Origin of the sequence: Haemophilus parainfluenzae (genome assembly GCF_036288925.1) — a bacterium.
Lineage (GTDB): Bacteria > Pseudomonadota > Gammaproteobacteria > Enterobacterales > Pasteurellaceae > Haemophilus_D.
This window is the reverse complement of the sequence record NZ_CP127167.1, coordinates 1,629,504-1,654,518: the sequence shown is the minus strand read 5'-3', so window position 1 is coordinate 1,654,518 and position 25,015 is coordinate 1,629,504. Positions and strand designations below refer to the sequence as shown.

The window sequence follows — 25,015 nt, the reverse complement described above, 5'->3', positions numbered from 1 at the left end:
TGTTACTAAAACTAAGGAAAAATGATGCCTCGTGTTACTAAACCGCTCACAAATACAGAAGTAGATAAGGCGAAAACAAAGGATAAAGAATACAATCTAAGTGATGGTAACGGTCTTTTTTTACGCATTAAGCCTACCGGTGCTAAGGCTTGGATTTTCAATTATTATCACCCAGTAACAAATAAACGCACATCTTTTACTATTGGAACTTATCCAGCTATAACACTTGCGCAAGCTCGCCAAAAACGCGAAGAATATCGCGCCCTACTCGCTCAAAGTATCGATCCGCAAGAATACATAAAAGAACAAGAACTAATTAAAAACGGTCAGAACGAAAATACTTTCTATAAAGTCGCTTTACTTTGGAAAGAAAAAAGAAGTAAAGAAATTGAGCCTATGACAATGGAAAAAAATTGGGCAAGATTAGAAAATTATCTATTCCCTACTCTTGGGAATTACCCTATCGATCAGATTACTTCCCCTTTATTGATTAAAACTGTTCGGCCATTAAATGAAAAAGGTTTCAATGATACGCTGCACCGTTTATTAAACCTCGCTAATCAGATTTTAAATTATGCGGTAACAATAGGATTGATTTCGTTTAATTCTTGCTTGAAAGCATCTGATGCTTACCATAAAGAGCCTCAAAAACATCACCCAGCAATCAAACCGGAAGAACTACCGAAACTATTACAAGACTTCAAAAATTCAAACAGGGATTATCTGACAAAGGTTTTATTCCGCTGGCAATTACTTTCTATGGTTCGTCCGGCTGAGGCGGTTTCTATTGAATGGTCTGAAATTGATTTTGATAAAAAGTTATGGACTATCCCAGCAGAAAAAATGAAAAAAACAAGACAAGGGCAATTTCCTCACATTGTTCCTCTCTCGTCTTTAATGATGGATATTTTAGAAGAATTGAAACCTATAACAGGTGATGACAAATTCGTATTTTCTCACTACCACAAACCTAACCAATCAGCTAGTAAAGAACTAATAGCTAACGCATTGAGAAAAATAGGTTACAAAGGGATTCAAGATGCTCACGGATTGAGATCGATAGCTAGAACGTTTTTAGAAGATCAGCAAGTTGATTTCCGTATTGCTGAAAGTTGTCTTGCTCATAGCATTGGGAATAAAACAAGTCAGGCGTATAACCGTTACGATTATGTAGAACTCCGCCGCCCTGTGATGCAATTATGGAGTGATTTTGTGGAGCAATGCGAAAAAGAAAGCGTGTGAATGAGCGGCGTGTAAAAAATATTACAAAAATTGGTTCACCTGTTCACCTTATCAATTTAACCTTTTATTTCATATAGTTACGGGTGAATAGGTGAACATTATTGTTCACCCTAATTGTTCACCTTTAAGAGAAAAGCATAAAAAAAGGGGCTTTTGCCCCTCTTTCCTAGTTTATGAATCGAACTCACTTTGGAACTCATCATAGTTTTTGAAGTGAACATTGGAGCGATATCCAAATTTTCCTTTAACTTTGAAGAACTCAAATTTATTTTTATGCTGCGCAAATCCTTGCTTTAATGAATTTGAGAAGTTTCTCAAAGTAAGAGTATTTGAAATTCCACTTGCAGCCGTAAATGCTAAGTATGCCGGATAGAGGTGTGTTCTTGCCTTACCACCTAGATTAGCATTTCCTATATACAAACCGTCATTCTGTGCCGTAGTATAAAAGTAGCCGCAAAATTCGGTGATATGGTCAGATTCGCTTTTTATTTCTAAAGCCTCATCACTTGTTTGTTGCTCTTTTAAAGCGGCCTTAGCGGTTTCAGGCTGTTCAAAGGTATGTATTAGTTTGTAAATTATACCCCCTATTTCCCTCTCAATCTTATCCATGAAATTAGGGTCTCGCTCGTTTTCAGGTACTACTTTGTCAAAGTGAAAGATTACCCTTCTTCGCTCAATCCCACCGCTACGCTCTGTAAATCTAGTCGCCTCGTTATTAACGATTAAGACTACTGCGGGAATAACCGCTTTAAATTTACTGCGGTGTTTTGGGTCAATATTTACAGGATCACCACCTGTGATACTTTTCAATCCACCACCATCACCACCATAACGCGATTGTTCAGGGCAAATTAGCAAAGTCTTACCTACAAAACTTTCCCGTCCGCGTGGTTCATCTAAATCTACTAACCGCCCGCTTTCTGTGTTCTGCTCACCAGCTAATAACGTGGCAATATTAGCAAAAACAGATTTACCACTACCGCCATCACCTGTTACTTCAAAGAATAATTGCCAGTCGTTGCGATTAGTTAAAACTGCGTATAAAGCCGCTAGAATAGCGTTCTTTTTGCTTTCTTTACCACCGCTTACAAACTCTAACCATTTATCAAAATATGGCGTATTTTGCGCTGAATTTAGATATTCATGCGGAATATACGATGTTAGCCAGTTTTCCCTATAATGGGGCAAGAACTCTAACGTAGTGCGGTTTAAAGTTCCATTATTGAAAGCGATCAATTCTTGTGTCTGTACTCCCATTTTGGGAACTTGAATTTTTATCGTATCAATAGTACCTTCTATAGAACGTGCGCTATATCCAAAGTCCTGTTCTTCAAAGAAAGCAACTACTTTATCCAAGAACTCATATTTCTCCACCATTTGCCAGCCTATGCCGTCATAGTTATAAAGCTCCCGATTTCTTGGGTTTAATGCCAAATCCATTTCTAACGACTTAGTCAAAGCTCGCGCTTTCTTATTGACTCCGTCATTTTCTTTTACTTTTTCAGGCAGTGCTAATTGCGTTGCTAAATCAGCGGTCTTTTTATCGGTTCGCAAGAGTTGAATGTAAGAGCTTAAATCCTCTTTTAATTGCGCGGCTGCATCAATGAGTTTCACTTCTCTAGCCGAAGTGTTTTTTGCTAAATTCTGACAAATTGCGGTAATTTCTTCCTGTTTTAATTCGCCATATTGAGCAATCTTCACTAACTGCTGATCTTCCTTAGCTATACGTGTTGAAGAAATATTATCAAGTTGATTTTCACCTAGAATAACTGGTTTCTGATTACTTTCTAGACCATCCACCAACGAACACAATAAAAGCCATTCTTCCCCTTTACCTTTTCCCCATGCTTGCCATGCTTTAGAGCCAGCTAACACAAATAAATCGGAATAAGGTTCATGCGGTTGATCCGCAAGATGCGGAGCATTAATTAATCGAGCCATTGTTCACCCCTTTAAGTACTCCGTTTTCAATATCATTGATGCGGTCAGCGACTACTTTTTGGAAGTATGTAAGAGTTTCAACTAAAGAAATGACTATGCTATTTTTCAGCAATCCATCAATAATTTCATCGTTAGTTAAACTTGCGACTATTTCTTCCGGATTAAGTGAAGGCGGATTAGGTGCTAGTTGTAATAAATGTTTATTAGCCGCTAACAGTTCATCGTGTAGATTTCGTAACACATACAGTTTTTCAGACGGATAACTTTCAAAAATTTCTGCTAACGTTACGATTGTTTCACCCAGATAAGGTAAAGGTAAATAAAGAGCATCCCCCTCTTTCTTTTCACAATTTATCTGGCAAAGCATAATCGCTTTCAATTCGACCGCACTTAAATTTGAGTAGTCTAATTTTTCATTCATATTCATCTTACTTACTCCCCTTTTGTTGTTCAGCTCGTTCAGAGTTTAAAGCGCCTATCTGTTCCACCACCTCGCTAAACTTATAGAGCAGATATTTATTAGCTTGATTGAAATATTTCAATTTGGCCGTATCTTCTCGGGATAGATTGCCGTCTTTGGCCAATGCGTTAAGCAAATTTCCACCACCAGCCAATTTATTCATTAAATCCACTATTTCATCACGAAACTTGATCTTGTGATGAAAATCACCTGGATAAACTTCAAGACATCGTTTGTTGCTATCCTGTATTAGTTGGAATTGACGTGAAATTTGGGAATACTTCAAAGCCAATGGATTAAAAAACAGCTTACCTTTTCTTTTTTCAACTTTCTGTTCTTCATTACCAGTGGCACTTTTCGCCACCGGTGGCGCTTTTTGTAACTGGTGGCGTTTTTCGCCACTGCTTACTAAATTTTTATCACTTGCCGCTTTCCATTGTTTTAGCTGTTCCATAGGATTATTTGGTTTCATTTCTTGCCGCCTTTCTAATTGTTGCTGCTTTCTTAATTTGCTCGATCGATGCTGCTAGTCCTTTATAGTGTCCTGTGTGTAGATAATCTTCAGCGAAGGCTAATAATTGTTTAATACGTTTACAGGCTTTCTCTAACTGCTCTGGTGTCGGTACGTATGGCTCTTTAAATGATTTGATTTTTTTAGTTCTCATTTTCTTCCCCTTTTGTGAAATAAAAATCTACTGTTGAGGATTGCTCCGCTTGCTCTAAATAATCATCAATCGCAGATAAGGCGGCTCGGATAATTTCTTCGCTTGTATAAAAGCCTTCTAAATCCATATCCGCCCCATCGTTCCGAATTAATGCCAAAATTGCTTTCGCTCTGCGGATAGAACTATGAAGTTTGCCCACTTTGGCCATCTGAATGGCGCAATGTGTAGGAGTTTTGTTAGTCATGAGCCACCTCCGCGAAAGAGATTGAAGGGAAAGTATTTGCTGATAAAGTGCGGTCTGATTGAAGATTGATTCTTCCAGCAAGCACTAAGACGAACTCACGGGCAAGCTTAGCGCGTGCGTTGCGTTCGCTATCAGCGGTAATACGGATTTTTTGAAGGTGATTTGATAAATCAGTACGGCGAATAGCCGCGAAGATGAATTGATACATTTGCGTAAGTTCCAAAGTTAGATTTTCAGGAACTACTGCTAGACTTTCCACGGTCGGGCGGTAGAACGTAACAAGGTGGAAAACTGCCAACTTTGGAAGACAGCCCGTCATAGACGGCTTATTACGCTCTACCATTGAGAGAATGATCGGATTTATATGTAAAACAAAATCCGCATATTCTTTTGGTGTGCGAATGTTACGAACAAAAAAAGCACGGTCTAATGGCGTGCTGTCGTTCGCCAAAGTTAGATAGTTCAGCTTTCCACGGCTGGCAATCACTTTTTCTGATTGCGTGTTCATGATGCCAAAATTAACTGTGGTTTGTAAAGCGATTTTAATCAAAAACAACTTGAAAAATATTTCATATTGATTAAAATATTTATGATTTAAATTCATGGTGATTATTTCCATATTTTTAAATGACCTTAACATATTGATAAAAATTACCTTTAGAAGGTTTAAACGCCGCATTGGATAGCCTTGCGGCGTTTTTCTTTCCTATTCAAACCGTGAATAGGCTTGCTTTTCTTCAACCGCTGAAAGTTCGCCCCCTTTAGCTTTGTAAATTGCAACCACTTCTTTTAATTGTTTAGCATTTGCAACTTCATAACGGTAATATTGACCTGCTCCATCCGAGGTCTTTTCTGTTGTACGCTTTAATTTTTCGCTTAAATATTCTCGCTCTAGCTCACTTATATAATTACGTGCGGAAGTCATCCCCATTTCGTAACCATCAATTCCGCTAATACTTGAATTTATTAAGCGATGAAGAACTTTTAAAAATTGAGTTGGTTTTCTTATTTCACCCATCTTCCACCACCTTAAGCCCGTGCGGCTTTTTGCTCTTCAATCCATTGATTTACTTCTTCTACATCCCATAAAACAAAGGTTTGTGAAAGCCGAATAGGTTGTGGAAATTTTTTTTCTTTAACCAAACAATTTAGTTTTGTGCGCTGGAAGCCAACAATGCGGCAAACGGTTTTACCAGGAATTAATTTTTGTGATTGGATTTGAGATTGTTCCATAAAAAATACCTCACGTTAGTTTAACCATGTGGAATAGCGTTCTATTCCGTTGAGTTGTTCGAACGGGAGGTATTAGAAAGGATTTTTTAGGGTGGCAAAATCTATATAGATCCAAAACGAATCTATATAGATCTCTTGAAGGGTTATTTGATTTTATTTGCTTTGCTGAATTTATCTCGTAAATTAGCTTCACTTAATCCAGTATAACCTTGATATTGTTCACTAATATAAACTATTAATTCTTCTTGGTTACCAAAGCTATTTTCAGACAAACAAAGTTCTTTTAAGGCTTGTATAAGATTTAAGTAAGAAGTTTCAGATTTTCCAGAAATTTCTCTACTGCTTTCCCCTATCTTTTTTTGGAATTCTTCAATTTGTTTATTTTTATCACTAATTTGATTTTTAAGTTTCTGAATTTCTTCTTGCTGTTCATAACTTTCATCAATTACGGAAAATAATTTCAAAAATGAGATCATATCCTCGTGAATAATATAAATATCATCTAAATAAAGCTCTGTTCTGTTTTCGTAAATAGGCAAATGAAGATAAAGCCCAGAAAAGGTGTTTACATAAATATCAGGGAATTCCTCTATATAACCACGCTCTATTAGCTCTAGGGTATTGTATGGTTCGAATACTTCCTTAGAGAGAGGAAAATAACCATTAAAAACAAGATTTCTAAAACGGTCTAGTTCTCCGGTATAAAGCTTTATTTCATCATTTTTAGAAAAGTAGTCAGGGAGGTAGTAGGCATCATTTAATATAACATCAATACTAAAATAAATATTATTTAGTTTTATTCTGTAAATTTCAAAGTTTTCGTTGTGTTCTATTTCTGGCTTTGTTTCCCTTTGGCTAAATTGTAAAAATATTTCTTCATTTCTAATATTTAGCGTTTTATTATGTGGAATTTCCCGTTTATTTACGCTATCTATCTTATTAATTCGCCCTTCAAGATGAATTGAAGCTTGTAAATCACCTGATTGAATATATTCTAATAAATCGTATTCTGAAATATTAATATTGTAGTTTAATGAGATATATTTTACCGCATCAGTGATTGAATATGCCTTTTTAGGCAAGAACTTTTGATTCGACATAAACGCCCCTTTCGCATTTGTCCTTATTGGTAGGAGCGCACCAACAAGATAAGGTTTCTTGCTTTCGGGGATCAGCCTAGATGCGCTTTATTTGGTTATTCAGCTATTGTAATAGATTCAATTTCCCATCTATTGCCTTTATAATTTTTTTGCAGAAATTTTACAGCTTTCGTTCTAGCGTCTGTTTTATCTACCGCATTTATAGAGATGGTATCGCTATCTACTTCATTTCCCATACTATCTATTACAAAAAAACTAAGTATATACTCTTTATTTTCCATATCTGGCCTTATTTTTCATACTCACGGAGATATTAGTTAGCATAGTTTCTTTATTGCGATTGCTACTACTAATTATTGTTCCGGGAATGAATGATTTACTTTCTTATTGTTTTTTTCAAAAGTTGTTGAATGATTGGGCGCTGTAACTCTTGTTTAGACCATTCAGCTAATTTTGTCGTTTGTTCTATACGTTTTTGTTCTGCTCTTAATTTATAAAGTTGATAACAAAAATATGTAATAGCTAATATTGCACCGATCAATATAGGTAATTTTAAGATTGGCCAAAAAAAGTAACCTAACAGGATTACAAAAAGGCATATTGCTAAAAAGAGTAAAAAATCTAAAGCAGAAAACACAAAGGAATCAAATGCAGCGAAGACAGATTTAATCATATTAACCCCTTTTAATATTTTGATTATTTATTGTTCTATTTTATCAAAGTTTAAATGCGGTAAGCTACGTTTATTTCTTATTTTTACGCTTAGATTATAATAACTTCGCTACAAAATTGTAGTACGTACCCTAAAGCCTTTTTTAGGGAAAATTTTAAAAATTAGCAATTTGATAATATGTTCGTGCGATGTAGTCACGTATAAAAAATCCCCACGTTGTGAAACGTAGGGATTTATTTTATCTTCTTTTCGCAATTCTTCTTTCGGCCCTCTTCATATCTTCAAGATTTTTGTGCGCAATATGGTAAATTGTTTCTAACACTTCCATATTAGGGCTATTCTGTCTGCTATCTATTTCACGTTTTGCTGCATTACATTTACACTTTAAAACATAAATAACCTCTTCTATTGGATAAGGTTCATTGTCATCATATAAGCTAATAAAAGTGAAAAGTGCGGTAGATTTCTTATAGTGTTTCACTGCCGCTATTAGTAAGTTCTGTTTTGCCTCTTTACATCTAATCATATATCCAATCCGTTAAATTCTTCTAGTGCCTGTTTGTGTTCGTCTGATAGTTCGAAAATTAAATCACCGTATTCAAGTTGATAAGTGCCGAAAGACATCAGGAAGGCGACTGCTGGGTCTATCTTGTTTGCGGCTTTCTTCTTGTTCGGTTTAATATTGGCGTTCGCGTCTGTTTCCATAACTACATTTGATAAAGCCCACGCAAGCACCGGATCGCCGTTGTGTTCTATCATCTGTCTGTTTATTAAAACTTCCGCACTTTTTGCCACTGGGCTAAATCGTTGGTATGTTTGCGGGAATGGCTCTACTTCAAGCCCCGCCGCTTGTAATTGTGTTCGTAAATGGGTTGCGTTCCATACGTCAAAGCCTGTCATTTTGATATTGAAACGTTCAGCATCTTTCAGAATATCATCTCTGATTTTATCGTAGTCGATACAGTCGCCCTCTGTGGCAATTAGCCAACCACTGCGCACCCAGTTTCGATACATTGCGCGGTTTTTATTTGCCACGTTGTTAAGTTGGAATTCGGGAATGTAGTGCCGTGTAAACAATCTAACTTTGTTTCCGTGTGGGAATGTATAACAAAGGCTTGTTAAGTCGTTGGTACTTGATAAATCTAGCCCTAAATAGCAATCTTGATGAAGTAAATCGCTTTCAGTGTACTTCCGTTCGCATTGCGCCCAGTTTCCATCACCTAGCCACGGCGTAGAGCCTTGACACCATACATTAAAGCGCTTAGTTAGCATTTCTACCCATTCGGACGGAATACCCCTAGCCTTCTTGATAGTGTTCTCAAAATCAAGGTAAGGAATGGATTTACCTATATTCGGATTTGCTTTTATCCAGTTCTCTTGATTGTCGATTTCGCTTTCTTCGTCTAACTCAAAAATCAACACAAATAGGCTTTCATTCAGCTCATTTCCTTCAAGGATCTGAGCGCAATAATCATAATGCTGTTTACAGGCTGAAATAACGTTACTTCCCGCTGTTGTAATAGCAAAGAGTAAACCTTCAGGGCGTGCGCCTTGCCCTAGCTCTAACGCACTATATACGCTGTTGTCCGTGTGTAGGTGATATTCATCAACAATCGCTAAACTAGGGTTAGTTCCTTCAATGGTTGAAGATTTTGCGGCAAGCGGCCGCATAATGCTATTGTTCTTTGGATTGATTAGCTTGTGTTGCTGAATGTTAAGGCGTTTTTTCAATGGAGTTGAAAGTAAGCACATTTGACGAGCATCATCAAATACGATTCTCGCCTGATCTCGGCTTACGGCTGCAGTATAAATATCTTGTTGCCCACCTTCTACCAATAAAAACCAATTAGCCAGTACTGCCGCTACTGTCGATTTAGCATTTTTTCGTGCCACTTGAACATAAGCAGAACGATATTTTCTCAATCCAGTATCTTTCCGTTTAAAGCCTAATAGGTTAGCAAATAGAAACACTTGCCAATCAGAAAGAATAATAGGTTCACCGCGCAAATGCCCTTTAACGTGTGGGCATAATTTAGAGAAAGCCAAAAACTTATTTACCACACCTTCATCAAAGAAATAAGCGGGGTTTGCTAAATCATTAAAATAGCGTGCTACAGCTTGTTTTATTTTTTTACAAGCTACTATTTCTCCAGATTGAACTTTTCCCGCATACTCATGCCAAATCACCATTTTCACCTACATTGTAAGCACTTGATCAAACATATCTGTAGTTTCAACTTCAACCGGATTTTTTCTGCGACTTACTGGGTCAAAGCCTAAAAGCGAGGACATTTTCACCATCACTTTTTCAGCATCTGCTTTCGCTGACAGTGCGGGGTTTCTTGATTGCGTACCTTGGCTATTTACTATTGAAAAGCCGTTTTTATGAATATCCTCAACTGCAGCACGGAAAAGAGAGTAATTCACGCAATATAATTCCAGGTGAATTAAGTCCGCATCTTGAATATCACCACGTTCAAGAAGTTGTGGAATTCGTTCTTTCCATACTGCTTTAGCGATTGGATCTAAAAAACTCGGTGGATTATGCGTTTTTTTCTTGTTTTTTGTTGTCATTGTATTTCCTTATTTTCAAAAAAATTGCCTTGCGTAAAAATTTGTATAGGGGGGCGGTTCTGACGGCTTGAGCCTTTCTTTTTTAAACTGCCCCCACCCATCTAATCATTATTTTTTCGCTCCATATCCGCGTTGGTCTATTACTCGTGTTTTGTAACTGTGACAATTTCGGCATAAAGCTTGATGATTAGATTCAACCCAGAATAGAGGGTCTGCCTGTCCATTCTCTACTGGCTTTATATGATCTATCACCGTTGCGGGTGTGTAGATTCCTTTCTCTAAACACATTACACAAAGCGGGTGAAAGCGTAAGTATTGCGCGCGGTACTTGCTCCACTTATGGTCATATCCTCGCGCGCTACTGCTTGCTCTTGTGTCTTTTGGCTTATGTTCTTCGCATCTACCGGACTTTACTTTGTTTTTACAGTTAGGATAGCTGCATCGTCTTAGTGGTTGATAAGGCATATCGATTACTAAATTCTTAGTAAGCGCACGGCTCACGGTAAACATCCCATAGAGATTTAACAGTCATGGGGATAAGCGTTTGAGGGGCATCCGTTGTTATTTCTCGGTTACTGTATAAATGCCCGATATACATTAAGCAGCCCACTTTTATAGCTGGGGTAAAAGGAACGGTGTTTTCTGTTTCTTCATTACCGAAGGTTTTGCCTATATGCTTTTGGCATACTTCAAAGGCTGCTACCTTATAGCTTTCGATTAAGTCATCATCTAAATCATGATCTACGTTTAAATGCTGCTTAATTTCTTCAAGCGTTAAATCAGTTTTTTCCATTGCTTACCTCTTTACAAATAAGTTGTAATTCCCTGTGTGATTCCTTGCTATCAATGATGCTGGTTATTTCTAAGTTGCGATTACCGTATTTCACGCGCATTGTGTTATCCACATTCGTTCCGTATCTAATACGGATTCGCACAATGTTTTCATTGGTTATGCTTGCGCTAGCAAAGAACTCTCTACCCTGTAACGGTTCAACTGCTGCGCGTATATTCGCAACGGTTTTCCACTTACTTATAAATCCGCCATAATCATTAGTTTCGTTTACTTGTTTTTGTAAACTTATCGCCTTGTTATATTTACCGGCTCTAATCATTCTAGGCATCGTTCACCTCGTTTTCGTTTACGCTATCATTGCGTTTAACTTCTACGGTTTGTTTCCATGCTTGACTAAATTCATCACCGCCAGCATAAGGCGGCAAGCCTTCACGTCTGCGTACTTCGTTAGGTGACATTACGCCCGCTTTAATCGCCACATCGTAACTATTGAAACGTTCGTTTTGACTGGTGCGGAGTAAGTCGCTTGTGTCAAACTCGATTAAGTGCCGTTTCTTGCTACTGCTCGTTAAGTCAATCATTAAGGCATCTTTAAGCTGTTGTTCAAAGTTAGTCAGCCATGGGCGTAAGGTTTGTGATAAGAACGCTCTGCTGGCCTCACTGAAATTCGCATAGCTACTATTGGAATAATCTTGTAGGAAAATCGGGCTTATATTGTAGATTCGAGCTATATCGGAAATTGTGAAGGTTCGACTTTGTAACCATTCGGCATCTTGGTTTGTCATGCCTAATTGTTTGTATTCCATTGAGCCTTCAAGGATTGGTGTTTTCCCCGCGTTCTTCGCGCCTTTGTAACGCTCTAAGGCTTTCACTGCTTTCTGTGCTTTCGCATCGTCTAACCATTCAGCCGTTGAAATTAGTCCACTTGCCATCAATCCGTTTTTCATGATTGCTGCACCGTGTCGTTGTTGTGCTAAACCTAGCCCGATAGTTTCACGGCAAACTGTCACAGGTGAACGCCCCATAAATCCATCAAGGGAACTATGGCGTAGGTGTAACATTTCATCTTGAAGATAGTTTCTAGTTACTCCGTTTAAGTCCGTTACTTGGTAAATATGTTCGCCTGTTACTTTACGGAAGATATTTACTGCGCTCGGCTGGTAAGGTGTAAGGCTTACAGGTTCGCCCTTGTTATTCCACTCAATCACCGCATAAGCATTACCAGTTAGCAAACAATGGCGCATCATCGTATATTTAAACTGGTAAGGCGTTTGATTTCGGTTAGGCATTTCATTTAAAAGATATTCAACCGGATGACGGTAGATTCTTTCTCGCCCATCTTCTTTCAGTGCGTACAGATAACAAGGCATAGATGCTACTGCCTCGGCAATCACTGTTACGGCGTTCATAACCGCTGGTAGAGCCTCTGCCGTTTGCGGGCTGACATATTCACCCGCGCCAGTATTATTTACGCCCATGTAAGATAGGAATTCATCAATAGTGATTGGTTCGCTGCGTTGCTCTTTTCGTCTAAAAGGATTCCACATATTACGCCCCCATTACATCAACCCACTTGCTTAAAAGTGCGGTAGATTTATCTTGCGTTTTTTCTTTAGCGGCCACCATCGAACGCTTAGCGATTTCTACACTACTTTCCGGATAGGCTGGAACGCTTGTTACTGTAACCTCAAAGAGATCTGCTTTAATTACGTTTCTTTGGTAAGGCTCTACATCAAATTTCCATTCTTCTTCAATAGCTCTGAATCCGAAAGACATCCCTGTAATATCACCGCGAGAAACGCTAACTAATAAATCTTTTCCGATTGTTGTATCGGGCGGAGTTAGTTCAAAGCGTAAGCCGATTGAATCTTCTTCTAGCTTTAATGTTCCCGCACTTGTTCGACCTAGTAACTTGGTGTAGTCATGTTCAAAGAGTGCGCGCACATCTTCGCCACTTGCTAGGCTGTCACTGAAAGCTTTAGGCGCAAAGGATTCCACAAAATCACAGCAAAGCACTTGTGAAGGGCTATTCCATTTCACCGCATAACCGATTAGCTTTTGATTTTCTTCATCGGCTGAAAGTGTTGCGGAGCGGATTTCAAATTCTTTATTCATATTTCACCTATTAAGCAAAAAAAGGGGCTTTCGCCCCTCTATGATTTATGCTGTTGTTTCAATCACTTTGATTGCGTTTGAATCTACTACGCCACCGCCTAAATATTTATCGGTGTGTACTTTATAGAATCCAGGTTCGGTTAAGTTGTCCGGACGGGTTCGCACGCCTGTTTCGTGGTCGATAATGAAATATCCGCGCTTGAAGTCACCGAAGGCAATTACTGCTTTGTTTGCTCCGCCTGTCGGCATTGTTTCTAAGAAGTGGACTGGGCGACCTAATAATGTTGCTGGGGCATCGGTTGTTAAACCATCGCGCCAGATATAATCGCCGTTTTTGTTTTTAAGTTTTTGTAATGCTGCTGCAATCGTTGATGACATCACCCAAACCGCATTTTTACGGTATTTGCTATGAAGTGTATAGAACGCATCGATTAAAGTATCTGCATCAATCTTCGCTACGCCTGCTACTTCAATTTTTTGAAGTTTGCCAAATTGGCGTACTTTGTCATCTTCGGTTGTGCGTTGGTAGGTTAAGAAGCCTTTTGATTTTTTGTTACCATCACCGGAAGTTAAATCGGTTTCTTCTGTTTCTGTGAAGGTTTCAGAAATTTCATCAGTTAGCCAACCTAAAACATCAATGCTTGAGAAGTCTAAGATTTCTTGTGTAGTCTTAGGATAAGCATAGATTGAATTTAAAGCGATTGTTACTTCATGAAGTTTCGGGGTTGCTGTGCCGTTGCGTGCTGTGCCTTCTGTGCCGTGTTCTACTGCTGCACCACCAGCCGATACTAATTTCTTGTATTCTTTCGCTCCAACCGGTAAGCGTACTACGTTACAAAGTTGGCGCATTACGCTATCGTCTGTTAAGCGTTTCATTACATCTTTGTCTAACTGTGGGATAACTGAATAGCCGCCATCTTCACCGTTAGCCGTAGTTAAATTGCGAAGTTCACCAGTTTTAACATAATGGCGTAACTCATCATTTGAAAGTTGTTTCATGTTGCGTTGTTCTACCTGTTTAGTTTGAGCATCTAGGCTACGTTCTTCATCTGCTACGGTTTCGTACTTGCTGATTTCATCTGTCATCTGTTTGACTAAATCTTTCAGCTTTTCAAAATCTACTGATTCAGATTCATTCAATGAACGATTTTCTTTTTCTGCTTTTTCAAGCATTGAACGCATTTCTGCGACTTTTTCCGCCTTTTGTTGGCGTAACTCAATTAGTTTTTTAAACATATTCATCTATTCCTTATGAGATTTCTTAGTCTAAATTTAGACGACTTTCATTAAGTCAAAATATAATATATAGTGTTTTTATTATTAAATAAACACATTATTTTTCAATAGTTTAGTTGCGTTTAGATACGGTAAGTTAAGGTTGTTTGATTGCTTAAATTTTGAACAGATAGAGAGTAAATATTCTGTATTGAGATATCTTTTTTTGATTGGTGAACAAAGGTGAACAATGGTGAACAGTTGGTGAACAATAAAAAAGAATATAACTATATAATAAATAAAGAGTTTTAAGGGTTGGTGAACAAGGTGAACAGTTTTTCTATAAAATTTTTAACACACGGCTTATTAGTGGTATTATGGCATCAGAAACTATTATTGATTTGTGGTGAATTTGAATTTTAGTAACAAGCTTAGTAACAAGATTTTAGACTTTAAAAAATAAACATTAAAAATCAATATACTACAAGTGAATTCGGGTTCAGCTAGTGCACCATATTGCAATCCCAAGCTTTTTAGCTTGGGATTTTTTCTTTTTATCCCCTGCTTAATTTGAATGAATCTTTTCTAGATAATCACATATATAAATGAAAATAATTTGCATTGATTGATGTAAACGTTTTCGCTATACTCTGGGCTCTTTTATTATATATTGGAAAGAGATTATGAATTTTAAATTAAGCCTTATTTCAACCGCACTTTTAACCAGTTTTTCTATTTCTACGTTTGCAGGAACTAAGCAGGCCGTAGATACAAATACCGAGACGCTTGAGCAAATTAACGTTCAAGATACGGGGATTAAACAAAATGGTTACCAAACGACAGGAACATCTGTCGTATCAAAAGCTGAAGTGCCAGTATTCGACACGCCAAACACAGTAAATATTCTTTCAACTAAACTACTAGAAGATCGCAAACCTGAATCACTCATTGATGCGCTTTATAACGTCAGTGGTGTAAGTCAAGCAAATACGTTAGGTGGTATGTTTGACTCTATTCAAAAACGTGGTTTTGGTGGAAACCGTGATAATTCAATTATGCGTAACGGTTTACAAGCTGGCCCAGCTAAAAACTTTAGCGCAACAACTGAAACCGTTGAAGTTTTAAAAGGACCTGCATCTGTACTTTATGGTATTCAAGATCCAGGTGGTGTAGTTAATATCATTACTAAAAAACCACAACAAACGCCACGTTATGTCGTTGGTGGAACCTTAGGTAATCATAGCCTGTGGGGAACGCAATTAGATTTTACTGGTGGCTTAGGAAATGGTTTTGCTTACCGCTTTATCTATGACAAACAAGAAAAAGACTACTGGCGTAATTTTGGCAAAGTGAAAAATACGACTTATGCCCCCTCTCTTTCTTGGGAAAATGATAAAACTAAAGTGCTTCTTTCTTATGAACATAAAGATATTCTTGAGCCATTTGATCGTGGTACAAATCTTTTTACGGCAACTAATGCATTACCGGATATTCCTGTATCGCGTCGTTTAGATGAGCCAAATAATGAAACCACGGCAAAAACCGATAACATCGATTTCAAAATTGAACACAAATTAAGTGATGGTTGGAAATTAAATGCAGGTTACAGCTATGCTCGTTACAAATATTTCTACGATCAAGCTCGTATTACAAATGTTAACGTTAAAACACGTACAGCCCGCCGTGCGATTGAACAGCAACAAGGCGATCAACGCGTTCATAGCGGTACATTAAATATCGTTGGTGAATTTGGTATTGGTGATATTGCTAACCGCTTTGTAGCGGGTATTGATGCAATGCGTAATATTCGTGATCTTGGTCCTATTTATAACCAAGGCATCATGAATTCTGATATCAATATTGATAATCCAAACTATACCAGCCCTGTTGCGGAACATAAAAATGGTAATGGCAACGCCTACCAATATAACTATCTCAAAACCGTTGGTGTTTATATTCAAGATACCGCCTACTTTACAGATAACTTTATTATGACGGGTGGTTTACGTTATGAGTATTTTGATCAATTTGCAGGACGTCATTGCTTAAATGCGGCAAACTGTAAAAAAGGTCAAAATCTAACAAAAACAGGAAATACCGATCAGCACGATGGTAAATTATTGTATCAATTAGGTGCCGTATATAAATTTACGCCACATATTGCGACCTTTGCAAACTACTCTGAGTCTTTCCGTCCACAAATGAGTGTGGCAACTCCAGTTAGCGGCGATTTAAAACCAGAACAAGGTAAATCTTTTGAAATTGGTGCAAAATACGAAAACTCAGGCTTTAATACGACACTTGCATTATTCAATATCAGCAAACGTAATGTGGCTGAGGCTGTTGGTTCTGGTTCAAATGCGCAATTGAACATCGTCGGCAAACAACGTTCTCGTGGTGTGGAATTCGATCTTAATGGTCAAATTACGGATAGTCTAAGCGTAGCGGCTAACTATACCTACACCAAAGTTAAATCACTTGAAAATGAGCTTTATCCTGATGCAGTAAATCAACAACTTTCTGGTGTACCAAAACATCAAGCGTCTTTATTCCTAGCTTATAACGTAGGTGAATTTGATTTTGGTAACATCCGTGTTGGTGGTGGTGCTCGTTATTTAGGTTCCTGGTATGCCTACAATAATACTTATACAAAAGCATACAAATTACCTCATGCCGTGGTATATGATGCCTTTATTGCTTACGATACCAAAATCTCTGGCAAGAAAGTCTCTTTCCAACTTAATGGTAAAAACTTAACAGATAAAACTTACTATCCATCTACCTCTGGTAACGCAACAAACACGTTAATCCCTGTTGCATTAGGTTATGGACGTGAATTTATCTTCAACACCAAAGTTGAGTTTTAATTGAACGCACAATATGAGGGCGAATCATTTCGCCCTTTTTTCGTTTTTTACTTTATGGATAATCAATGAATTGGCAAACTGAACTTAACTCAAGTTTAAGCTGGATTTTGACCGCACTTTTCTGGGTGATTGTGTGCTTTAGCGTAACGATAGTCGCACTCAAACAAACCCCATTCGGTCAGAAGTTTTGGCATATTGCATCCCCTTCGATTAATCGCCGTAACAGCATCAAAATCATCGTTATGCTACTGGTGTTATTTACCATGATTTTGTTAGAAGTGCGCTTCAGCGTACTCAACTCTTTTTTCTATAATGGGCTTTATAGCTCAATGCAGGAATTAGATGCGGATAAGTTTTGGTTCTTTGCAAAACTGAATGCCCTTTTAGTATTGGTACAAGTTATCCACTCCATCGCCGATTATTTCTTGCAACAAGTATTTGAAATCCGTTGGTTGGAAAGCTTGAATAAAGCCCTTGTTAAACGATGGTTAGAAAATAAAAAATACTATCGCCTCAAATACGAAAAAGATTTGCCCGATAATATCGATCAACGTATTGAACAAGATGCACGTGAATTTATCAGTAGCACCGTCAAAATTGTGCGGGGCATGATTAATTCAATTCTGACTACCATTGAATTCACCATCATTCTTTGGTCACTGTCTGGGGTGTTGAGTCTTTTCGGCTTGAATATCGAAAAAGGTGTTGTTTTCTTTATTTATGCCTTTATTATCCTCGCAACATTAATGTCCGTTTGGATTGGCCACCCTTTAATCAAGCTGAACTTCAATAAAGAAAAACTCAATGGTGACTACCGTTATTCTTTAATTCGAGTGCGAGATAATGCGGAAAGTATCGCGTTCTATCAAGGTGAACAGCAAGAACAGCATTTACTGAAAAATAAATTTGCCGAAATCATTCATAACCGTTGGGCAATTGTATTGAGAATGCTGGGGTTAGACGGATTTAATGGAAGTGTCACGCGCGTTGCAAAACTCTTACCGTTAATGCTGCAAGCGCCTCGTTTTTTTACTGGACAAATCAAGCTGGGCGATATGCACCAAACTGTGCAAGCATTTAACCGATTAATGACCGCCCTTTCCTTCTTCCGTTTGTTCTATGAAGAATTTACACTCTACCAAGCGCGTTTAAATCGTCTTTATGGTTTTATGACTAAGTTGGATGAATTAGATCATTCAGAGGTTCATCAACCCATGAAATGTTCTAACCGTGTTGCATTGTCAAACTTTGGTATTAAAGATGAGCAAGGTAGATTGTTGCTTAATAACTTAAATATTGAATTAAAAAATGGTGATGCTTTATTAATTCAAGGTCCATCTGGCACGGGGAAAACATCTCTATTAAAAGCAATGGCTGGAATTTATCCTTTTGAGACAGTCGGCTTAGTAGAACACCCTTGCGTGACTAGTTTGTTCCTACCACAACGTCCTTATATGCCACAAGGCACGTTACGTGAAGCGATTTGCTATCCAGATATTGATCCTTATCATCCTGAATTGGAAAAAACACTCGCAGATTGCTGTTTGGATAAATATCTTCATAGTCTTGATATAGATAACGATTGGCAAGCTATTTTGTCACCGGGTGAATTACAGCGTGTGGCATTTATTCGGATTTTACTGACTAAGCCTGAAGTGATCTTTTTAGATGAAACCACATCAGCACTTGATGAGCCAACAGAGTATCTCCTTTATAAAACGATTAAAGAGCGCTTACCGAATATGATCATTCTAAGTGTGGGCCATCGTGGTACATTACATCAATTCCATAATAAACAGCTAGATTTAGCGGTGTGTATTGTGTAACCAACCAAAAAGGCTAAATTGATATTTGGCCTTTTCTTTTCCATCCCTTAACAAATGAGTTGAACTTGCACAATGCTTGCTACACACCCCAATCCCCCCTATAATTCCCCCAATTTTTCTAATTTCATTTTCACAATGTCAAATAAAACCATTGCTAAAAATACGCTATTTCTTTACATCCGAATGCTTTTCAACATGGGAGCGATGCTGTATATCTCTCGTGTGATATTGCAGGTTTTGGGTGTAGAAGATTTTGGTATCTATAACATTGTGATGGGTGTCGTGGTCTTATTTTCCTTTTTTAATGGCACAATGACCGCCACCACTCAGCGTTTTATTAACGTAGAAAAAGCCTCGAATGACATCCAACGTGTCAATAAAGTCTTTAATATTAGTATCTTAAATCACCTACTCATTATTTTTATCGTATTCGTGTTAGCTGAAACCGTAGGTTTATGGTTTTTAAATCACAAATTGGTGATCCCCGCTGAACGCTTGCAAGCCGCAAATATCGTTTACCAATTGGCATTAATTATTGCCCTTGTTGAAATTATCAAAGTGCCATTTAATGCCATGATTGTTGCACACGAAAAAATGGGATTCTATGCGTGGTTGGGATTAGGTGAAACCATCTTAAAACTAACCTCTGTCTTTATCTTAAGTCATATCACACATTACGATAAGTTGATTACTTATGGCGGCTTATTGCTTTCAGTCAGCTTAATTGTGCTCTCTCTTTATGTGTTATTCACTAAATATTATTTCAAAGAGGCCGCACGTTTCCGCTTATATAAAGATTTAAGCAAAACCAAAGAAATGGTGAGTTTTTCCGGTTGGATGCTTATGGGGCAAGTCGCTTATGTGGGTTCAACACAAGGCTTGAATATGGTGTCTAACTTATTCTTTGGTGTCGCAGTCAACGCCGCTGTCGCTATTGCGACTCAGGTAGAAGGTGCCGTTTACAGCTTTGTAAATAATTTCCAAATGGCAGCTAATCCACAGTTGGTTCAGTCTTATGCAGCAAAAGATTATGATCGCAATCGCCAATTAATTCTTGGTATTTCAAAATATTCACTTTATTTAATGGCGATTCTCTCGGCACCTGTATTGTATTTCACCCATACCTTACTGACATTTTGGCTAGGCGATCATCTTCCGCAATATACTGAACAACTTGTACAAGCTATTATTGCTTGCTTACTAATCAGTGCAATGGCTGGCGCATTTTGGATGAGCGCATTAGCCATTGGCACATCCATCGTAAAACAATACAATATCATCGTGGCGTTAATTGATCTTTGTACGGTACCATTGGCTTATTATTTGTTCACACTAGGTTATAATCCAGTATTTGCCTTTGTGGGTAAATTTAGTACGATGGTCATCTCACAAATCTATCGATTATATTTTATTAATAAAAAAATTAAATTTAACCAAAAAGAATTTGTCTCATATTTAGTGAATGTCGGCGTGGTGTTTGGCCTGCTATTAAGTATCATCTATATATCAGATACCACCCGCAGTTATTCTTTATTGGAATTTATTGGACAATCCATCATCTTAGAAATGGTATTAATCTGTGTCATCTTAATCTTCGGATTAAACACAGCAGAAAAAAATTTCTTGTTTAGCTATTTAAAGAAAAGAGTAAAAAAATGAATCAACTTCTTATTGATTTAAAAAACAAACTGAATCCTATTGTCGAACTGATCAAAGATAAAAACGACGTATTTTATTTCGACTACCCGCTTCATTTGAACGTGGGCGATTTATTGATTTATCACGGAACCGAGCAATTTTTTAAAGATCACCACATTAATGTGACCTTAAAACGCTGTGAATACGATTTAGATCTTGAAGAAGTCAAAGCAAAAATCACACCGAACACCACCATCCTTTTACATGGTGGCGGCAACTTTGGCGATCTTTATCCACAGCATCAAAAGATCCGTGAAGAAATGGTAACGCATTTCCCAAATAATCGTATTATTGTGCTTCCACAAACTGCTTATTTTAAGCACGAAGAAAATCTGCAAAAATCAGCCGCACTTTTCCGTAACCACGGTGATTGCCATTTACTGGCTCGTGACGAAAGAACAGCGAATTTATTTGCACAATTTTCTGATCATGTTTATTTATCACCCGATATGGCGCATCAGCTCTATGGCACGATGGAAACCAAGCAAGGCACAACCGGTGAACAACTTTATTTCTTGCGTAAAGACATTGAAGCAAGTGATGTAGAAAAAAATATCTTAGCGCAACTGCCCGCTAACAGTAATGTAAAAGACTGGGAAGACATTCTTTCAACCGAAGATGATGTTGTTTTAGCATTAAGCTGGCGAATGAGTAAAATGGCGAACAAATTTGGCTTAGGTTGGTTGAAAGATCTTTGCCATCAATTCTGGTATGCCTATACTCAACGCATTGTAAAACGTGTTGCGCAAGTATTCTTAGCAAACGACAAAGTGACCACGACTCGCTTGCATGGCCATATTTTCTCTTGCCTATTAGAAATCCCAAATCGTGTTTGCGATAACTCTTATGGTAAAAATAGCAGCTATGCAAAATTGTGGACCAAAGCGTTGGATTTTGTTGAATTGGATAAATGATGTTTGAATTGAAAAAACTCATTACCGCTATGATTCTTCCCCCATTTAATATTTTAATTTTATGGGGGCTGTCTCTTATTCTAGCTAAATTCAATTTTAAAAAATTAAGCCGAATTTCGACCGCACTTGGTTTCTCACTACTCTATCTTTTAAGTATCCCTTACACCGCACAAGTACTTAAAGATAGCCTCATCACTGAAGATCATTTAACACTGCAAGATTACCAACAAGCTCAAGCGATCGTTTTACTTGGCGGTGGTTTGCGTGATAGCAAAGAACTTTATGCGCCATTAGCTTCAACTGCTATTCAACTTGAACGCTTACGCTATGCAGCATTCTTGCAAAAAGAAACGCACTTGCCATTATTAATTACAGGGGCAAGTCCAACTGGCGCCATTGAGGCAAAAATCGCCGCCGAAGAACTCCAAAACTTCTTTAATGTGCCAACCAAATGGATTGAACCTAAAGCACTTACTACTAAAGAAAATGCGCTTTTCACCAAGCAGATATTGGAAAAAGAAGGTATTCATAAAATTATTTTAGTCACTAATGAATGGCATATGCAACGTGCAAAATTATTATTCCAACAACAAGGCTTTGATGTATTACCTGCAAGTGTAGGTGAAGGAATTACGCCCGACAGTTACGGACTCAATATGATGCATTTTATTCCGCAAGGTGGCGCAATTACGAAAAATATGCAATTACTCAAAGAGTGGATTGGATATTGGAAAGAGCGCTAAAGTGCGGTCAAAAGATTACAAATTAGATAATGTAAAGAGGAAAAAACATGAATCAAATTACACGCGAACAAATGCTTCAAGTATTCGAAAATCGCTGTTCAACACGTTATTACGATCCGAATAAAAAAATTAGCCAAGAAGATTTCGCAGCAATTTTAGAATTTGCTCGTTTATCACCAAGCTCCGTTGGTTCTGAGCCATGGCAATTCTTAGTTATTCAAAATAAAGCATTACGCGATAAGCTCAAACCTTTTAGCTGGGGCATGCAATATCAATTAGATGATTGCAGCCATTTAGTCGTCATTCTTGCGAAGAAAAATGCTCGTTATGACTCTGCTTTCTTTCGTGATGTTGCGGTGCGGAGAGGTTTACAAGGCGAGCAATTAGAAAAAGCCTTGGAAAAATATAAAGGCTTACAAGAAGTTGAAATGAAAACAGCAGAAAGCGAGCGTGCATTATTTGACTGGACAAGCAAACAAACCTACATTGCATTAGCCAATATGCTAACGGGTGCTGCCGCTATCGGTGTAGATTCTTGCCCTATTGAAGGCTTTAACTATGATAAAATGAATGAAGTTTTAGCCGCTGAAGGTCTCTTTGATCCAAATGAATGGGGTGTATCCGTGGCCGCAACATTTGGTTATCGTGCGAGAGACATTACCAAAAAATCTCGTCGACCAATTGAAGAAATCGTCACTTGGGTTGAATAATCCATTTTTAAAGAAAGGGGCAGCAAACGCTGCCCTTTTCTTTATCCACCAAATAAGGCTGCGCCACCTGTTACAGCCCCCATCGTGCCATATAACAAGCTTAGTGCAAAAAAGATCATCATTACGCCCGCAATACATTTGATCATGGCTTCGCCTTTTTGATTAGAACCCGCTAAACCATACCAATGGCCTAAGCGAGTCGCGACATTTCTCGCATAGCGTACTAACGCTGCAAAAAGCGAAAGCATTAATCCTGTCCCCAAAGACATGGCAAACGTGGCTAAAATTCCCCACCAATAAAGATCCAGCATATAAGCGAGAAAAAGCACAAAAATGGCGCCACTACACGGTCGCATACCAATAGTTAAAATCACTAAGAGTTGAGATTTTAAATCACCCGATTGCTTAAGCTGTTGATGATTGGGTAGATGTTGATGTCCACAACTACATTGCGCTTGGCTTGCTTTTCCTGGCTCATATCTAAATGGCGAAGCTGCTCCAATCTGTTTTGGCAATGATTGAATCGATGTGATACGAAAAGATTGTTTTTTCTTCAAGCCTTTCAAACCTTGAGCCATCCAATAAAGCCCTAACAACAATAATAAAATCAGAGCGCTACGCTCCAGCCATAGCTGACTAAGTTTAAAATATTTTGAGGAAAGATTAAGTATCACCACCACAATAGAGGTTGCTGCGACTGCGACAAAACCTTGCATGAGAGAGGAAAGCAAACTTAAGCGTACGCTGGTTTTAAGTTGGCTTTCGTGAGTGGAAAGATAACTAGCGATAATAAATTTCCCATGCCCAGGGCCTAATGCATGTAATACACCATAAGAAAAGGCGGCAAAAATTAACCACAATCCTGCAGTAGATGAATGTGCTTGAATTTGGTGCAGATTTTCAGAAATCAGCTGATTAAAGGCTTTTTGCCAATCGGCTACTTGCACAAAAAGCCAAGGTAACAAGGCGAAAATAACCGCCAATAAGCCGATAAAAAGTGCGGTCAGTTTTAACTTCATTTTTTTATTCACATTTAATTTTTACTTTCTGTGCAAACAATACACCAAGAGAGTCATCTTCATTTTTTTGAGATTTATCCAATGATGAAGCGTAGGATTTAATTTTTTCATCCACATTAGCTTCGAGCACTTCCCCTTTGCAGTTTGCAGGAAGTGCTGAAAAATCAACCGCTCTTTTTCCTGTTTCTACATAACGCATTGCCACATAATAGGTTCGGTCATAAGTCATCAGCGTAAATTCATTATTTTGCAAAGGCTGTGGTTGTGCCAAAAGAAAATCAAAATAATATTCCACCTCATTCCCTTTAACACGCATGCCATAATTTTCAGGCTGTTTTTTATATTTAATTTTATGATTTTCTTTGTCAAAGACATAACTAAAGTAATGCTCATTTACAACATTTGCCATCACTTCATCAATGAGTTTTTGTTTAGCTGCTTTATCCCCTTTCGTCTGCATCACATCATACAATACGGCTGAAGAGCTAGCTTCATCCAGTAGCCATTGGGTTGAAAAACCAATAAGTTGATTATCTTTCACTAAGGGTTTGGTTTGCATATCAATAAAGGCGTGAGGATGAGCAAAAACTGAAAAAGGAGAAATTAGTGATAATCCAAAGAGTAATTTTTTAAACATAAATAAGAATAAAGTGGGCTAAATAATTGAGTAGACAGATTTTATCACAAGTAGTTCCTAATCAAAATCGAATAAAAATCGTTCTAAACGTAAAAAATTCTGTGATTTTCTTGATTTGTATCAACAAATTATTCATTCGCATTTCCATTATAACTGAAATTTATGTACTATTTGCCTCGTCAAGTGATTGCTTGATATTCATAAAGTTCCTAAATAAAATAATCATAAATATAGCTAAACTACTTTCCTACCACCCTGCATGGGTGGTTTTTTTTACCTTTCAAATAGCTTATTCCCGAAACATCAAGTAAAATAACCGTACTTTTATTCACAACATAGAGAAAAT

General features: G+C 37.8%; 29 protein-coding genes. 7 read left to right on the top strand and 22 right to left on the bottom strand.

Features of this window, described 5'->3' with window-relative positions; translation table 11 throughout:
* The first annotated feature begins 24 nt into the window (after positions 1-24).
* A complete protein-coding gene (locus QQS40_RS08425) occupies positions 25-1,242 on the top strand; it encodes a tyrosine-type recombinase/integrase (protein WP_297569694.1) in 1,218 nt (405 codons plus the stop codon).
* 171 nt (positions 1,243-1,413) lie between these two features.
* Here the strand turns inward: QQS40_RS08425 and QQS40_RS08420 are convergent, their stop codons facing one another.
* The 20 genes from QQS40_RS08420 to QQS40_RS08325 all read right to left on the bottom strand — a co-directional run bounded on the left by QQS40_RS08420 (position 1,414) and on the right by QQS40_RS08325 (position 14,276).
* A complete protein-coding gene (locus QQS40_RS08420) occupies positions 1,414-3,183 on the bottom strand; it encodes a DNA primase family protein (protein ID WP_289902275.1) in 1,770 nt (589 codons plus the stop codon).
* Positions 3,167-3,610, bottom strand: a complete 444-nt coding sequence (locus QQS40_RS08415; RefSeq protein WP_289902276.1) for a hypothetical protein — start codon at positions 3,608-3,610, stop codon at positions 3,167-3,169. The genes QQS40_RS08420 and QQS40_RS08415 overlap by 17 nt, the downstream gene beginning before the upstream one ends.
* A 1-nt stretch (position 3,611) precedes the next feature.
* Positions 3,612-4,115, bottom strand: coding sequence for a hypothetical protein (locus QQS40_RS08410; RefSeq protein WP_289902277.1), 504 nt, complete (start codon positions 4,113-4,115; stop codon positions 3,612-3,614).
* On the bottom strand, positions 4,102-4,308 hold the full coding sequence (locus tag QQS40_RS08405) for a hypothetical protein (RefSeq protein WP_289902278.1): 207 nt from the start codon (positions 4,306-4,308) through the stop codon (positions 4,102-4,104). The genes QQS40_RS08410 and QQS40_RS08405 overlap by 14 nt, the downstream gene beginning before the upstream one ends.
* Positions 4,298-4,552 (bottom strand): hypothetical protein, encoded by a 255-nt coding sequence (locus tag QQS40_RS08400; RefSeq protein WP_289902279.1) that lies wholly within the window; start codon positions 4,550-4,552, stop codon positions 4,298-4,300. Before QQS40_RS08400 ends, QQS40_RS08405 begins: the two co-directional genes overlap by 11 nt.
* A complete protein-coding gene (locus QQS40_RS08395) occupies positions 4,545-5,156 on the bottom strand; it encodes a host cell division inhibitor Icd-like protein (protein ID WP_329506766.1) in 612 nt (203 codons plus the stop codon). The genes QQS40_RS08400 and QQS40_RS08395 overlap by 8 nt, the downstream gene beginning before the upstream one ends.
* Positions 5,157-5,258: 102 nt before the next feature.
* Positions 5,259-5,570: a hypothetical protein gene (locus tag QQS40_RS08390; protein WP_289902281.1), complete on the bottom strand. Its 312-nt coding sequence runs from the start codon at positions 5,568-5,570 to the stop codon at positions 5,259-5,261.
* A gap of 11 nt (positions 5,571-5,581) precedes the next feature.
* A complete protein-coding gene (locus QQS40_RS08385; protein WP_289902282.1) occupies positions 5,582-5,785 on the bottom strand; it encodes a helix-turn-helix transcriptional regulator in 204 nt (67 codons plus the stop codon).
* Between the two features lie 143 nt (positions 5,786-5,928).
* Positions 5,929-6,885, bottom strand: a complete 957-nt coding sequence (locus QQS40_RS08380) for a SlyX protein (RefSeq protein WP_289902283.1) — start codon at positions 6,883-6,885, stop codon at positions 5,929-5,931.
* Positions 6,886-6,980: 95 nt separating this feature from the next.
* Positions 6,981-7,166, bottom strand: coding sequence for a hypothetical protein (locus QQS40_RS08375; protein WP_289902284.1), 186 nt, complete (start codon positions 7,164-7,166; stop codon positions 6,981-6,983).
* A gap of 95 nt (positions 7,167-7,261) precedes the next feature.
* Positions 7,262-7,558 (bottom strand): hypothetical protein, encoded by a 297-nt coding sequence (locus QQS40_RS08370; protein ID WP_289902285.1) that lies wholly within the window; start codon positions 7,556-7,558, stop codon positions 7,262-7,264.
* A 238-nt stretch (positions 7,559-7,796) separates the two neighbouring features.
* Positions 7,797-8,084, bottom strand: coding sequence for a hypothetical protein (locus QQS40_RS08365; RefSeq protein WP_289902286.1), 288 nt, complete (start codon positions 8,082-8,084; stop codon positions 7,797-7,799).
* Entirely contained in the window at positions 8,081-9,748 is a 1,668-nt protein-coding gene (locus QQS40_RS08360; protein ID WP_289902287.1) for a terminase large subunit, read from the bottom strand. Before QQS40_RS08360 ends, QQS40_RS08365 begins: the two co-directional genes overlap by 4 nt.
* 6 nt (positions 9,749-9,754) lie before the next feature.
* The gene (locus QQS40_RS08355; protein ID WP_197555701.1) at positions 9,755-10,132 is read right to left on the bottom strand and encodes a phage terminase small subunit P27 family; all 378 of its coding nucleotides are present in this window, start codon (positions 10,130-10,132) and stop codon (positions 9,755-9,757) included.
* Positions 10,133-10,240: 108 nt separating this feature from the next.
* A complete protein-coding gene (locus tag QQS40_RS08350) occupies positions 10,241-10,597 on the bottom strand; it encodes an HNH endonuclease signature motif containing protein (protein WP_289902288.1) in 357 nt (118 codons plus the stop codon).
* Positions 10,598-10,613: 16 nt separating this feature from the next.
* Positions 10,614-10,925 carry a head-tail connector protein gene (locus QQS40_RS08345; RefSeq protein ID WP_065285338.1) on the bottom strand — a complete coding sequence of 104 codons (312 nt, stop codon included), beginning with the start codon at positions 10,923-10,925 and terminating at the stop codon, positions 10,614-10,616.
* Positions 10,912-11,253, bottom strand: a complete 342-nt coding sequence (locus QQS40_RS08340; RefSeq protein ID WP_289902289.1) for a phage head closure protein — start codon at positions 11,251-11,253, stop codon at positions 10,912-10,914. Before QQS40_RS08340 ends, QQS40_RS08345 begins: the two co-directional genes overlap by 14 nt.
* Positions 11,246-12,472, bottom strand: a complete 1,227-nt coding sequence (locus QQS40_RS08335; protein WP_289902290.1) for a phage portal protein — start codon at positions 12,470-12,472, stop codon at positions 11,246-11,248. Before QQS40_RS08335 ends, QQS40_RS08340 begins: the two co-directional genes overlap by 8 nt.
* 1 nt (position 12,473) lies before the next feature.
* On the bottom strand, positions 12,474-13,040 hold the full coding sequence (locus QQS40_RS08330; protein WP_289902291.1) for an HK97 family phage prohead protease: 567 nt from the start codon (positions 13,038-13,040) through the stop codon (positions 12,474-12,476).
* 45 nt (positions 13,041-13,085) lie between these two features.
* Positions 13,086-14,276, bottom strand: a complete 1,191-nt coding sequence (locus tag QQS40_RS08325) for a phage major capsid protein (protein ID WP_289902292.1) — start codon at positions 14,274-14,276, stop codon at positions 13,086-13,088.
* 662 nt (positions 14,277-14,938) lie between these two features.
* Here QQS40_RS08325 and QQS40_RS08320 point away from each other — a divergent pair.
* From QQS40_RS08320 to QQS40_RS08295, 6 genes are all read left to right on the top strand, one after another.
* Positions 14,939-17,122 carry a TonB-dependent siderophore receptor gene (locus QQS40_RS08320; RefSeq protein WP_329504771.1) on the top strand — a complete coding sequence of 728 codons (2,184 nt, stop codon included), beginning with the start codon at positions 14,939-14,941 and terminating at the stop codon, positions 17,120-17,122.
* 65 nt (positions 17,123-17,187) lie between these two features.
* On the top strand, positions 17,188-18,948 hold the full coding sequence (locus QQS40_RS08315) for an ABC transporter ATP-binding protein/permease (RefSeq protein ID WP_329504770.1): 1,761 nt from the start codon (positions 17,188-17,190) through the stop codon (positions 18,946-18,948).
* Between the two features lie 135 nt (positions 18,949-19,083).
* Complete coding sequence (locus tag QQS40_RS08310; protein WP_329504768.1) at positions 19,084-20,607, top strand: lipopolysaccharide biosynthesis protein; 1,524 nt, start codon at positions 19,084-19,086, stop codon at positions 20,605-20,607.
* On the top strand, positions 20,604-21,560 hold the full coding sequence (locus QQS40_RS08305) for a polysaccharide pyruvyl transferase family protein (protein ID WP_329504766.1): 957 nt from the start codon (positions 20,604-20,606) through the stop codon (positions 21,558-21,560). The genes QQS40_RS08310 and QQS40_RS08305 overlap by 4 nt, the downstream gene beginning before the upstream one ends.
* Positions 21,560-22,303, top strand: coding sequence for a YdcF family protein (locus tag QQS40_RS08300; protein ID WP_290989816.1), 744 nt, complete (start codon positions 21,560-21,562; stop codon positions 22,301-22,303). Before QQS40_RS08305 ends, QQS40_RS08300 begins: the two co-directional genes overlap by 1 nt.
* Before the next feature lie 47 nt (positions 22,304-22,350).
* Positions 22,351-23,013 carry an NAD(P)H-dependent oxidoreductase gene (locus QQS40_RS08295; protein ID WP_329504762.1) on the top strand — a complete coding sequence of 221 codons (663 nt, stop codon included), beginning with the start codon at positions 22,351-22,353 and terminating at the stop codon, positions 23,011-23,013.
* 41 nt (positions 23,014-23,054) lie between these two features.
* On the opposite strand, the gene zevB is transcribed toward QQS40_RS08295, so the two are convergent.
* Positions 23,055-24,032 (bottom strand): zinc transporter permease subunit ZevB, encoded by a 978-nt coding sequence (gene zevB / locus QQS40_RS08290; protein ID WP_329504760.1) that lies wholly within the window; start codon positions 24,030-24,032, stop codon positions 23,055-23,057.
* Positions 24,033-24,036: 4 nt separating this feature from the next.
* Positions 24,037-24,669: a zinc transporter binding subunit ZevA gene (gene zevA, locus QQS40_RS08285; protein WP_329504758.1), complete on the bottom strand. Its 633-nt coding sequence runs from the start codon at positions 24,667-24,669 to the stop codon at positions 24,037-24,039.
* Positions 24,670-25,015: the final 346 nt, after the last annotated feature.